General features: G+C 58.5%; 9 protein-coding genes and 2 pseudogenes. 3 read left to right on the forward strand and 8 right to left on the reverse strand.

Annotated elements, in window-relative coordinates; genetic code table 11:
- Positions 1-930: IS66 family transposase (gene tnpC, locus BFD71_RS38330; protein ID WP_141710963.1), on the forward strand; the 930-nt coding region annotated here is incomplete at its 5' end.
- Positions 931-1,244: 314 nt separating this feature from the next.
- On the opposite strand, the pseudogene BFD71_RS40095 reads toward tnpC, so the two are convergent.
- From BFD71_RS40095 to BFD71_RS38365, 7 genes and pseudogenes are all read right to left on the reverse strand, one after another.
- Positions 1,245-1,641 (reverse strand): annotated as a pseudogene (locus BFD71_RS40095) (transposase); the annotation flags it as partial.
- Between the two features lie 108 nt (positions 1,642-1,749).
- A complete protein-coding gene (locus BFD71_RS38335) occupies positions 1,750-2,568 on the reverse strand; it encodes a MipA/OmpV family protein (RefSeq protein ID WP_069269373.1) in 819 nt (272 codons plus the stop codon).
- 1,869 nt (positions 2,569-4,437) lie between these two features.
- The gene (locus BFD71_RS38345; protein WP_069269375.1) at positions 4,438-5,793 is read right to left on the reverse strand and encodes a sensor histidine kinase; all 1,356 of its coding nucleotides are present in this window, start codon (positions 5,791-5,793) and stop codon (positions 4,438-4,440) included.
- Between the two features lie 281 nt (positions 5,794-6,074).
- Positions 6,075-6,755 carry a response regulator transcription factor gene (locus BFD71_RS38350; protein ID WP_069269376.1) on the reverse strand — a complete coding sequence of 227 codons (681 nt, stop codon included), beginning with the start codon at positions 6,753-6,755 and terminating at the stop codon, positions 6,075-6,077.
- Between the two features lie 891 nt (positions 6,756-7,646).
- A complete protein-coding gene (locus tag BFD71_RS38355) occupies positions 7,647-8,192 on the reverse strand; it encodes a methyltransferase (RefSeq protein ID WP_176733032.1) in 546 nt (181 codons plus the stop codon).
- A 9-nt stretch (positions 8,193-8,201) separates the two neighbouring features.
- Positions 8,202-10,004, reverse strand: coding sequence for a CocE/NonD family hydrolase (locus BFD71_RS38360; protein WP_083245739.1), 1,803 nt, complete (start codon positions 10,002-10,004; stop codon positions 8,202-8,204).
- A 121-nt stretch (positions 10,005-10,125) separates the two neighbouring features.
- Positions 10,126-11,091: an SDR family oxidoreductase gene (locus BFD71_RS38365; protein ID WP_069269378.1), complete on the reverse strand. Its 966-nt coding sequence runs from the start codon at positions 11,089-11,091 to the stop codon at positions 10,126-10,128.
- Between the two features lie 486 nt (positions 11,092-11,577).
- Between BFD71_RS38365 and BFD71_RS38370 the strand changes: the two genes are divergently transcribed.
- Complete coding sequence (locus BFD71_RS38370) at positions 11,578-12,537, forward strand: AraC family transcriptional regulator (RefSeq protein ID WP_069269379.1); 960 nt, start codon at positions 11,578-11,580, stop codon at positions 12,535-12,537.
- Between the two features lie 87 nt (positions 12,538-12,624).
- Here the strand turns inward: BFD71_RS38370 and BFD71_RS38375 are convergent, their stop codons facing one another.
- Positions 12,625-13,182, reverse strand: a complete 558-nt coding sequence (locus tag BFD71_RS38375) for a hypothetical protein (protein ID WP_176733033.1) — start codon at positions 13,180-13,182, stop codon at positions 12,625-12,627.
- A 136-nt stretch (positions 13,183-13,318) separates the two neighbouring features.
- Between BFD71_RS38375 and BFD71_RS38380 the strand changes: the two are divergent.
- Positions 13,319-13,534: pseudogene (locus BFD71_RS38380) on the forward strand (hypothetical protein); the annotation flags it as partial.

Consider the following 13,534-nt stretch of genomic DNA (forward strand, 5'->3'; position numbering starts at 1 on the left):
GAAGGCGTCGAGCTTGATCGCTCGCTGCTTGCGAAGTGGGTCGGTCACGCGGCGACGTTGCTGCAGCCGCTCGTTGAAACACTGCGTCGTCACGTGATGTCAGCGACGAAACTGCACGCCGACGACACGCCGGTTCCAGTGCTTGCACCGGGGAACGGCAAGACAAAGACCGGTCGCCTGTGGGTGTACGTGCGCGATGATCGTGCATCGGCCGACATGACGCCGCCGGCGGTATGGTTCGCCTATACGCCGGATCGCAAGGGCATCCATCCACAGCAGCACCTCGAGTCGTTCAACGGTACGCTGCAAGCCGACGCGTACGGTGGCTACCAGGCCATCTACGAAACCTGGCGCGTCACGGAGGCGGCTTGCTGGGCGCACGCTCGACGACAGTTCTATGAACTACACGCAGCGCGCCCCAATGCGTTGAACACTGAAGCGCTCGAGCGTATTGGCGCGCTATACAGGATCGAGGAAACGATCCGGGGCAAACCGCCCGACGAGCGCCGTGCGCATCGACAGGAGTACGCGCGGTCGCTACTCGATCAATTCCATGCGTGGCTCACAACGACGCTGGAGGCGCTCTCGCGCAAATCGGACACGAGTCGGGCAATCCTCTATGCGCTGAACCGGTGGGAAGCGCTCACACGCTATTGCGATGACGGGCAGTTGGAGATCGACAATCTACCCGTCGAACGCGCGCTGCGCGGAGTAGCCATCGGTCGCCGCAACTATCTGTTTGCTGGTGCAGACTCCGGCGGTGAGCGTGCCGCCGCAATCTACAGCCTCGTTGGCAGCGCAAAACTCAACGGCATCGATCCTGAAGCATATCTGCGTTACGTGCTCGCACGCATCGCCGACCATGCAATCAACCGCATCGACGAACTCGCACCATGCGTCGTCGCCGGTCAGATCCGCACCGCAGTCTGAAGATCACGACCTCCAGTCAAGACGTTGCTGATGCCACGCTTACAGGTCGCCAGCGGTTTCCGGTTGATCTATTTATCGCTGGCCGCTCGGGAACAGCTCGGTGGTGACCGCTCCTTATGCGAAAGCCGCCATCGTTGTGACGCGAGTTCGGACGGCCGTTGTGGGTCGAGGCTGTGTGGAAACGCGAAACACGGAGTCCGCGGGCGCATATTCCATGCTGCCTTCTCGCAACCCATCGGTAGACCAGGAATGCTGGCGTAATTTCGATGCCTCGCTGCAGACCACGCCAGCTTATACGAGGAACCTTGGGTGCTTCACGCACCCACCAGCCTCATGGCCTTTATGACTTTCGAGAACCCCAGTATCGCTATTACGCGCTTGAGGTTGTATGCCATGCAGGCTCATTTCGGTACTCACATTGGCAAACCGGCGAGTCAGGAAGTGCGTGTAGCCCATCCAGTGTTTGAACGTCCCAAACACGTGCTCAACAGTCCGCCTTCGCGTTGTCATCGCATTCGGCATTCTGTCCAGTCTTCGCTGCGCGGCTTCTAGTACCAACTCGTGTTCCCAGCGCGCAATCCGCCGGTAATCGCTTGGCGTACATCGCGGCTTCATTGTGCAACCAATGCATGCACTGCTCCAATAGCGGCGCAGATACATGCCCTGTTCCAGACCAGTAAAGCGGTAAATTGCGCGTTGCCCGGCCGGGACTCCCATGATCTCCTCGCGCCGTTCGAAAGAAGCAGCCGAAGTTTCCCTCGGAAATAAATTGCGACTGGTTGCAATGGCGAGCGCGGCGGTTTGTTTCGTCGGATATGCTCATTTGAATTGGTATAGGTAGCCGATCTTGAACGTTGGAATGTACCGTCTTCCCACGATCGGGCTGTCAGTAATACCACTGCTGAGGTGTGATACGCCTACATCGAAACTTACCATTTGATGGGACGTGAAACTGTAGTTGACCTGCGTGCCGATCGACGAGTTGTAGGCGGCCTTACCTGCGTATTCGGGGCGTCCCACCCGGACCTCGGACGGTCGCACGCCATAATAGTAATTGACGTATTTGCTGCTCAGCCAATCGAAGCCCGCGTGCGGTTCTATCGACCAGTGCCCGAGGTCGAACGACTTACTGTATTGAAGGTCGACCATCTGCCCCTTGTTGCCCCCAAGCAGATAGTCAGCTGACAGTGTACCGAACGCGGTTTTCCATGCGAGTGCCGGACCGTACCAGAATGTACCGTTTCGATCCTCCATTCCATTAAGGATCGGCGCGTCGGAACCCTTGTAACCACCGAAGACGTCGAACTTGCCGCGCAGCGTGAAGGTCACGTTGCTCCACTTACCGACCTTAAAATCGACACTGGTGCCGAAGGCGTGCAGCCATTTGTTATCGAAGGAAATCAGCGGAATCGGTGCGACGCGGGTACTGTCTCCCCTATAGGGCGACGACTCGATTCCCACTGCGGCACCCAGACCCCAATGTGTCACGTTCGTCGCGTTGCTGAGTACGGTGAAGCCGCTGTCTTCCGCTTCGGGTGGCTCCGCGCTGACACCATTTGCCCACGCCGCGCCTGAAGACAGAAAGGCTGATGCGATAGCCAACAGCAACAGTCGTTTACGCAAGATCGTTTTTCTCATTGTCATTCCTCAAGTGGATTGCCAAGACGGAAGCGACTGTAGGACGGGCCGACTTACTCATCACTTACTAGACGAAAGATGTTGACTGCGCGAGCAGGCGCTCCGGTCAGAACACGGAAGCCGAGTGATAGAACGACCAATGAAAAAGTGCGAACGTGGATTTGCCGGGCCCGTGGGGAGGAGGCGATAAAAAAGGCGATGAGAAAGATAGAAACGCCAACGATGGTCATCGCTTTGCGGCAGTCAACTTGAATCCGCCCCGCACGAGGAATCGATATTTAAGCGTGGTGCTGTAGTCCGGCCGTTCCATTCGCTACACAAGAGCCGCGGGGTGCTTGGCGTACCCCGCGACATAACGCTCTGCCGACCCGCGTGCGAGTGGTTCGTTTTGATCCACAGCGGGTACGAGCTTGATTGGCCCGTACACTGGCAACCGGCCAGTCGGAATCGACGTCAGGATTGCCGGTGTCGTCACGATGCGCGACGGCGCCTGCTTCACGCCGCGCAATAGCTCGAGCGGCCGGAGTCCTGCCGTGTTCCGTGCCATGCGCAATCTGCAAAGCACCGTTTCCAATTGCGAAAGACGTCCTCGGTGAAAATGCAAAAAAAAATGGGTAATAAGGCGCGTTCTGCGATCCGTATCGGCCGCTAGCATTTCCGGTAACGGGTATACAGAAGGCAGACAATGTGTCTCGTGGCCAGCCGTAATTCCGGAAAAATGAAAAACCATCCAAGCAGTGTCTCAAGCTGGCCAGCGTGATCTGTTCGTGATCGCCCGAAATGGTATTTGCCAGTGCACCCGGGCCACGACTGACTTCGTAACCAATTCGTAGGCAAGAATGAACAGGAGCCGCTGAACGGCAGTCCGTTTTATCGTCTCGTTCCTATTGCCTGCCTTGCGCGGGCGATGAAGATTCGTGACCCGGCGGTAAAGATCGTGTGTCGGCCTTTCCTGTACACGTGCGAGTCAGTCTGCACAGCGCCTTCCATGCAACTCCAAATGCAGCTGAACGAGCCAGGCACAACGACAGTCATCCGGGACGTAGACCGCGTGGTCGGCTTCATTTTCCGGCCCGACCTTCCTCGCACGAACTGCGGCATCGAAAGCGCGTCTGGCGCCCCATCTGAACATCGCCATGATGACCAGAGTGACGGCAGCAGTGCATGCCTGCCACCACCTGTCCGGCATACCGTCACCAAGGAGGTCAGATATCGCCGCAAATCCGAAGCACGGGACCATGGCAATACTTGTCGATATCGAGAGAAGCGCAACATTCGCACGTATCGTCGTCAGGGTGCTGCCTTTCATGGATTGAAGCTTTAGGGAGTAGTTGACGCGCATTGTTGCCAGGAATCGCTTACCGGATACTTACCGATCAGTCAACGTAAGTGGCCTCCTTTGGTAACTTCGACAGGCGGTGGGATGCCCGTTGTCCGCAGGCGTATTCGAGCATCCATCGCATCATTCCAGCGCGCCTCTTGTTTGTACGACCGGACCGGCGTGAGCGAATACTCGTCAAGCATCACTTGAGCAAGTTGCGACGCCGAGCCAAGCAGATCAGCGCGGCAACCGGTGAAGCATTTTTCCCGCTCTCGATGTCGGCCACTGCCCAATGCGGTCGGCAGAAACTGGCTCGACTCGGACGGTTGCCCTGGTCACCCGCCATAACAGCCTCGAATGTGCCGAATGCCACGCGGTCATCTCCGCACCACTCGTCTAGTGCTGAGCGCCAGCAACGATGCCTGAAAGCAGCGAAAATGCGATTGCCAAAAAGGCGGGGAAAAAACGCAATCTTGAAACCGTTCGAATCCGCGTTTTACCTGGCGCCATTACCCCGCACCGTTACGCCGGTTTCCAGCGGAATTCGCTCATAACCAAACGGTGAATCGGGTCCCAATCGAAAGAGAGCGCACTGTCAACCGCCAGTCATGCGCCAGCGCAATTTCCTTGCATATTGCCAGCCCCAAACCAGCGCCATCATGACTTGCATCGGGGGCACGCCAAAACCGCTCGAACAGAAACGGAAGATAGTCCACCCGTATGCCTGGACCCTCATCACATATCTCGATCGATACCCCGTTGATCGTTACCAACACAGTGCCATTGGCTGGCGACGCATTGATCGCATTTTCGACAACGTTCTTGATGAGGACAAACAACGCGCTTTTGTCGGCGCGGATTGTCGGTAGCGAGTCAAACTCCTCGATACGCAGCCTCACCTGCTTGCCATCAGCCTTGCGGGCCAGGTACGCGACGACATCCTGCGCAACATTGGCCGTGCTAACTTCGGCGAATTCGAAATTCTGTGTCTCGCTGACTTCGGCAAGATGCAAAAGTTGTCGAACCTGCCGCGACATCAGGTCGATCTCGCGGAATAAAAGCTCCTTTTGCCTGATCTCCGGCTGCAGCTCGATCTGGCCGCGGATCAATGTCAGCGGCGTTTGGAGCTCATGCGCCGCCGCTGCAAGAAATTGCTGCTGGACCTTGAAGCCGTTCTCCAGTCGGTCAAGCGCCTTGTTAAATGCGTTGATCAACGGCTTGATCTCGGTCGGAATGCCATTGGCCGAAAGGCGAGTTTTCAGATTTTGAGGTGCTATCTGCGCCGCCGCTTCAGATACATCCCGTAGAGGTTTGAGCACCCGGCCGATGGTAAGGGGCAGTGTCAGGCCAAAAATCACGACCGCAACGAAGAAAATGACCCTGACCGTGGCTGGAATCGGCCTGACCTTTGAACTGACCAGCGTTTCGATGAAACGTGTGCTGGTTGCGGTCTGAACATAGAACACAGATTGTCCCCGCAGCACCTCCTGCGTGGCGACGGAGAACCGCCTTCCATTGATATACAGGTGGACTGTTTTGCCGACGGCTCGAGAAAGGTCATCGGTCAGCCAGGGGCCATCCTTTTCTGCTCCTGTTGAGGCCAGCTGGACGTGACCCTGGCCGTCCAGCACACGGTATTTGAGCTCGGTAGGCACGACCTCAAACAGCCACGCTTCATTGTCAGGAAAGTCTACAGAACGGGGATGGCCCGCTTTATCGAATCTAATTCCATTCATTACCCTATGGACGTTCTCCGCCATCTCGTGTCGGCCCAGCGTTTGCTCCGGATAGTGATCGAACACATAGATAACCACGCCAGCGAGCGCAGTCAAGCTGAGTGCAAGTGCGACTATCGTCGTTACCCACAGCCGCGCTGACAGACTGCGGATCCAGTGATTGAGCATGAAGCCCCCAATTTAGAACGGCTATGCAATGCCGCGAGACGGATTGCAGACGGAATGTTTACATCGTGGGTTCCGAGGGCGATGTGACGCAGTCGACTCTTTCGGTTCACGTGTGCGCGCTTGCCGCTGGCGTCCGGATGGAAAACATAACCCCCTTCGCGTATCACTCTTGCGAACGCAAATCAGCGCACCGGTTCTCGTGAGGCCGCGACCAGCGCGAAGCTGACATCGTCGATGTTTCCAGTCCGCACCAAAGCGTCAATGACGGCCAGCGGCCGGCGTCACCCGGAGATTTTCTCGAGGGCAAATCCCGCACCGCGATGATTCACCAGCCGTGTCCTTGCATTGATCGAGGCAAGCTTCTTGCGCAACCGGTGCACGGTCACTTCCAGCGCATTTGGTGTTACGGCATCGCCCAGGCCCCATGCGGCATGCTCCAGTGCCGAGTGCCGAACCGTTCGCCCGGCAGCGTCGATCAGACAAAGCATGATCTGCAGTTCGGCGGCCGCGAGCGTGACCGACAGATCACCGCAGGACATCTCGCGTTGCCGCGGGTCCACTGTAACGTCCGCGAATGACGCGTCAAGCGCTCTCAGCACCACTGGCCGGCGCATGAGGGTACGCACCCGCGCAACCAGCTCGCTCATAGCGAATGGTTTGGTCACGTAGTCGTCCGCGCCACTCTCAAGACCGTCCACCCGATCGTGCAAGGCATCGCGCGCGGTCAGTATCAGGCATGGCGTCATCTGACCTGCAGCACGCAGTGCACTCAGGAAGGACAGTCCGTCGCCGTCCGGTAGGCCTCGATCGAGAATCATCACCGAGTAGTCGGCCTTGCGCAGGCCAAAGGTCGCCTCGGAGATGTTGCGAAACTGGTCGACCTCGATTCCCACGCCGGCAAGGGCCTGTCTCACCATATCGGCAAGACGTTCGGAGTCTTCAACGATTGCAACTCGCGACATGAAATGAACTCACTTGAACTGATTGTTCGGCCGAATCTGGTTTCCGGGGTGAATCACTTACTACTCGCGGAGATGACGCTGCCAACTGACGATGCAGCGGCGCCCAGAAAATCTGGGCTGTTGTTGCATTGACCAGGCGTTGAAGCGAGCGTTCAATGACACACGTCAGTCCACGAACACCTGCGACATGATCGAAGTGTCGCCTATGCCAAAGTTCGCTGTAGTACAGATTAGCGTCCTTGTTTCCGCGCGCCAGATATTCCCGGGAAGCATCCGAAACGCGGCATGCCATGCGAGGGCGAAACCGCTCGAGAATGAACTATATTGGACCTGCACGCTTTCCGGGATCGGAGCGTCATATTGTCGGCAACTATTCCAAGAAATCGATGTTTCACACAGGGGTCACACTTGCTTTCCCAGCTTTCCGTCTTCAGGTTAGCCATTGTGCCCACACGCACCCGGCTCTCGCCGAAATTGGCTAATGGAAATAACACAGCATTTGGACCATATCCCTTGTACGATGTCCACCATAATCCGATGCCCCGATCGCTAGTGGCCACTTCTGCTTCCCCCGCCGCCCGGGAGAGAGTGCAGCCAAAGAGCAACATTTGTCGAACAGGCAAAGGTTTCGCTCACGGAACGTCAGTGTCCAAGGCGGGAGTGACTCTACAGCAACACGACTTACCGGTTCCTTACCGGTTCGAAAATGGTTGCCAACGACGCGTTATCGTGGCGGCTCAGTTGCTGTGTCGCCTGGATGAATGACGTGTCGATCCGTGACTGACAAGTGGAAGTCGCGCAGTGAGAAGAAGATGCCTGTGTTTTTCAGTATCCCCGTGGCCTTGAACGTGCATCTCAGACCCGAGCGCTGACGTCGCCGTCTTTGACCGTTCAATGACGACCAGGCCAAATGTAGAGGGCGACGGTCCCGCGTAATCCGCTCCGGCGAACGGCCGACACCCGGCGCTCCCGGAAGAGAAATGTGTTGGAAACGATGAAGGTTCCTGGCTTGAGAGCCTTGTCGAGAAAATCGCCCAGCTTCGCCATCACGCTCGGCATTAGATAACAGACGATTGCATCGGACTTGTCGAGATCGCTATGAAAGAAATTCCCCCATTTCAGCGACACGTTAGGCAAGTGGTGTGTTCTCAGGCGCGATACGAGATAAGGGAATAACGATATCTCCATGCCCTGAACGGACGCCTCGGGGAATGCTCGCGCCAACGCAATGACGGGCGCGCCCCACCCGCTTCCAAGATCGACGATCAACGCGTGCTTTGGCAGCCGCGCATGCTTGAGCAATGCGACAATGTCGTCCACTTCCGATCTTCTTGATGAAAGCGTCGGCACGCCTGTCAACGCGGTGGAAATCAAAAGGGATGCACCGACGAGCAGGGTCAGGAAAACGGCAAAATATGGAATGAATGAGGCCGCCACGATATTGACTCAGCTGCGAGGCGGGATGTGAGGCAACAACAGGTACGATGCATGTTTGCTACCTGTCACGACAGTGTCCGTTCCACCGTATAGTGCGGGATCGCGATTGGGATGAGCGGCGAAGAACAGCCCGGAATGGCTGTAGTCCGGAAGATCGTAGTCTTTCGCGTGCACGGTGGACGCACCGGGCCCATAGCCGAAGTCCTTCCCCTGGATCGTCAGGGCCACGCGGTACCCCTTGGGAATTACGATGCTCGTCGGCTCCGTGAACTCCACGTCGACCGGATACAATTGGCCAGGAGTCATCGGCGCGGCAGCAAGGTGCGGATGAACCGGCTGCCAGGCAGTGGATTTCGCCAAGTCTACAGCACGGTGCGAGACCCGCAGATAGCCAAGATCGAGCGGTACGTTCGGATCGCTGTTTCCCATGAAAGTGACATCACGGCCGTCGGGATCGAGGAGCCGAACTGCCGCAAAAATGTCCATATCTGCCGTTGAGGAACTGACCCACAGCCGCAAAGCGATTGGACCAGTGAACTCCGTTTCGTTCGTAAATGGCGCGGTCGTAAATGTCAGCCCTTCACCTAACGCCGGCCAGGATTTCGCAGCTGGCGCCGCGGCTTCGAGCGCCGGATCCATCGACCCGCTCGCTGCGTCCAGGTAGTAGGGCTCCCAGTTCGTATCAGGCAATGGCCACGCCTTCTCGTTTCGCCATGTCGTGCCGTCTGGGCGCCTGACCTGCACGGCGACACGCGGCTCCTGGTCCCAGCCGTTGTCGATGCCTTTCAGGAAATGATCGAAGAAGCGCTTTTGCAGCGCCAGCGCCTCGTCCGAATAGAAGGGCGTCAAGTGGTCGCCGGTCTGGATGCGCAGCCACTTCTGGTTGCTGTCCGCCGCAAGATAACCTCGAGTGCTCCAGTCGGTCCAGTTGGCGACGTCGAGCAACGGCACCGTGATGCGGCGCCCGTCCGGTGTGCGCTCGTGATACCAGGCGTCGTCGAACGGATGTCTGGCGAAGGCTCCGGCGGGATCGATGCGGTTGTCCTTCAGACGCTCCTGCGAAAGCGGTAAGCCGGTGTCCTTGCCTCCCCTGATGGAATCGACCAGCGGTGTCCCGGCATTACCGTTCTGGTTAGGCGCGACCTGATGTTCCCACCAGAACTCCCACGCCACGTTGAGGATGCCGCCGTAGTAAGCGATCTCGCGATATTGATCGAAGGCGCCTTCCCAGGGGAGGATCGCGGCGAGGCCTTCGGGCTTTAGAGCGGCGACCTGATACTGGTTGATTGCCTGGTACGATGTACCGAGCAGACCGACCTTGCCTGTGCTCCATGGCTGATGCGCGGCCCAGGTAATCAGTGTCGCGTAGTCTCGCGTTTCGCGCGGCGAAAAAGGATCGAGAACACCTGGCGATGCGCCGGCGCCCCGCACGTCGGCGTGGATAACGACATAGCCATTCGGAATCCAGCGCTCCGGATCGGGAGCCTCGAACCGGATATATCGGCAAGACGACTTTTTGCACAGGTCCGGATACTTCGCGATGAGCTTGGTCCACGACGTCTTGTACGCGGGCACATCGGCCATGCTGGTGTCTTTGCCATAAGGGCCCATCAGCATCAGCACCGGATAACGACCGGGCTTGTCCGGACGATAGATGTTGATGCTCAGCTTTGCGCCATCGTTCATGGCCACAGGGACGTCATGCTCGAAGAGCATCCCCGGCACGCCGCTGTCGACACGCTCAGCCTGTGCCGACTGCGCGAACGCGATGAAAAGAGCCGCGGCTAGCGGCGCCACTCTGGTCAAACGCATCGGAACTACTCCTGGTTGTTGTGGAGCCCGTTTCGGCGGCCCGGTCAGGCGGCCCGTCGTTTGCACCTACACGGCAATCAAGGGTTGGTGCCTCCATGCTGTGTCCGGAGCACGAGAGACGTTAACGACGTACGTCGCGCAAGAAAGCCATAAGGTCTGTCATCAACTGCGGATGGCGCGGCTCCCAGCCCAGTCGCTCCCGTGTGGCCTGACTGGAAACCGGGTTATCTGCGCTGACGAAGGGCGCCAGCCAACCAAAATGCTTCGCAGCATCTTCAGTTGGCAAAGGCATGACCTGGATGTCAAGATGGCGCCCAATTGCCTCGGCGATGTTACGGAACGGGATGCCCTCCTCGGCCACAGCGTGATAGCGGGCCCCCGCCTCGCCGCTTTCGAGCGCGAGCCGGAATAGCAGCGAGGCGTCGAGCCGGTGCACGGCAGCCCATCTGTTGCCTCCATCCCCTGGATAGGCGGAAATCCGCTTCTTCCGTGCGATCTCGATCAACCGCGTGACGAGCCCGAGCCTGGTCTCGTCATGCACCGACGGCGGCAACCGAACGACCGTGGTGCTCACGCCGGTCCGGACGAGATCCAATGCCGCTTTTTCGCATTGCGCCCTGCGCCCGCCCACCGCACCGGCATCGGCGGAGTCAGTTTCAAGTGCCCGACGCCCCTGTGCCATCGCCATCGTCGGAAACGCGATGACTAGCGAGCCTTTTCTTGCTTCCAGTGCGTCACCGAATGTTTCGATGGCGCGCCGCTCTGCTCCCACGGCCGCAGTCGTGAATCGCTCGACGATATTCGTTGGGCGACCGCCGAACACGATGCGCGCACGAATACCGAGGCTGGCTTGCGATAGCGCGTGAAAGAAGGCGGTGTGAATGACGCCATCCGCAGTTGCCGCAGCCTGGCGCAGGACGTGGAGGTCCTCGATCGTCCCGCGGCAAGCTCGAGCCCCCAAGGCTTCCAGCGAAGCGGCGGCCTTCGCCGAGCGTACAAGTCCGGTAACGTCGTGGCCGGCGGCGACAAGACTGCGAACGGTAGCAGAGCCTATGAAGCCTGTGGCTCCCGTGATAAAAACCCGCATTCCGGGCTCCTTCGGTGTAAATTCAGTGGGAGGACGCGGCCGATCCGATGCCGAAATAATCGGATTGCGTCAGATTGGCGAGGAGGCCAGCTTGCTCAGGCGTCCAGCCCAAAAGCGCCCGCGTGCAATCACTTGTAGCTGGCGCGTCAATTGCCACGAATGGTGCAAACCATCCGAAATGCGCGGCGGCCTCCTCCGCAGAGGGTGAAACCAGCGGTAAGCCCAGGCTACGGCACCGACGAGCGACCGTGCACCGACGGCGGCGTGCTTCTCGACGCCCCCTGCTGAGCGAACCAAACCGATGACCTGATGCCCCCATTGAATCAGTTCCCGGACGACGGCGGAGCCAACCCAACCGGTCGCCTCAGTAACAAATACTCGCATCGCAAACCTCCTCTTTCGTTTCCAGGACAGGCTACGGCATTGAACCCGGACGATCTATGTTCTAAAGTACCGAATTAGCATTCAATCGTTCAGAATTTGTCTATGACGGACCCGTTATCGGATGTACTGTCGTTGCTGAAGCTGCGCAGCTATGTGTCCGGCGGCTTCGATGCGAGCGGAGATTGGGCCGTGCGATTCGGTCCACACGACGGCATCAAGTTTCACGCTGTTCTTTCGGGCCAGTGCTGGGTCTTCGTAGATGGCGAACCTGAGCCCGTGAAAGTCATTGCGGGGGAGTCCTTCATACTTGCGAGAGGGAGGCCCTTTCGAATCGCAAGCGACATGGCTGTAGAAGCAATCGATTTCCGCACGCTCCTACCGGACGTGCAGGACGGTCGTATCGTGACCTACAACAAGGGCGGCGAGTTTCTGAGCATTGGTGGCTATTTCACGCTGGCCGATGGCCAGGCAGATCTCCTGTTGAACATGCTCCCGCTTATCATCCATGTCCGGGACGAGCCGGGCCTCTCCACGTTGCGATGGTGTGTTGAGCGCATGAGGCAGGAATTGCGCGAGCGGCAACCGGGGGGAGGCATTATTGCTCAGCAGTTGGCCACAATGGTGCTGGTGCAGGCGTTGCGGCTGCAGCTTTCCAACGCGCGGAGCGATGGAGTCGGCTGGCTTTTCGCTCTCGCCGACAAGCGCATGCGCGCGGTGATCAATGCAATGCACGAGGCACCGGGCACCAAATGGACTCTGCAGACCCTGGCCGGCCAAGCGGCCATGTCACGCACCGCTTTCGCGCTCAAGTTCAAGGAACTCGTAGGGCTCTCGCCGATGGACTATCTGACGCGCTGGCGAATGACGCTCGCCGCGGACAAGCTGAGGCATTCCCGTGACTCCGTTGCCGAAATTGCGCGGGCGCTGGGGTATGAATCAGAGAATTCATTCAGCACAGCGTTCAAGCGGGTCATGAATTGCTCGCCTCGCCAATATGGGCGCAGGGAAAGCACAGGCAACGTATCGGCGAAACAGAACGAGACAGGAACGCGGGTTTTATGAGTTCCGCCGCTATTGACTGAAGCCAAGCGAAATCTGCTGCGGACCACGTGGAGCGGTAGTCCGAGATTTACCCGTGAAAACGGACACCTAACCTTTTATCGGGAGGTGTCGAAATGGGCAGGCAATGTACCCATACCCGGGGGAGAGAGCATTGACAATCGCAGCATAGGCAATGTCTATCGATTTCGGATCGTCGTGCGTTCCGCACTCGACCGTCACGCCGAACCCTCCAACTGCGCGCATGTACTCGGTCGTTCCACGGCCCTCTGAGACAGGGCCGCGCGGATATCCGTGACGTGCACGCACCTCGAGAAAGCGCGCGTAAATCTCCAGCCAGCCGTGAATGACGATTGACGGCCCCAAAACTGCCGCGAACGAACCCTCTGCCTCCGCATGGTGGAACGGTTCCAACATGCCATCGTTGCTCTGTGGCCCAAGAAAGATAAACGGCTCGCCCTTGCTGCGAAACGAGTGGAGGTCGAGCAGGATGTCATGCTCCCGCATCAGCGAGCACAAGTGGTTGCCGATGTGGTCCTCATAGTCCACAGGAGCGCTCTTCTCGCGTAGATCGCGATTCAGGTTGCGCTCACCTCCCCGTGTCCGCTGTCGAAGTGCCTTCGAGTTGGCAACGGGAACGAACGTCACGCTGCCACGCCGGATGGCGAGCCGGCCACTGCGGCAATCCGCAAGCGCCGATAGCCCAAATATTCTGTTTGACAAACACTCTTACGATATATATCTTAAAACATGTTTTAAGACACTCTCCAGACAAGGAGGCCCTATGCGCCACCATTCGCACTTTGGTCAAACCGGCCATCCCGCGCGCGATCCGCGCGACTTCTTCGGCGGCCGCCACCCAGCCATGCAGGCGCTTCACGCGCTGCGCCACGCAATGGGCCGCCATCGCGGCGGCGAAGGTCCCGGCGACTTTGGCGACCGCTTCGGCGACGGTTTCGGCCGCGGCTTCGGCGGTTTCGGCGACGGCGACGGTTTTGGT

The sequence above is a fragment of the Paraburkholderia nodosa genome, assembly GCF_001718195.1.
Lineage (GTDB): Bacteria > Pseudomonadota > Gammaproteobacteria > Burkholderiales > Burkholderiaceae > Paraburkholderia > Paraburkholderia nodosa_A.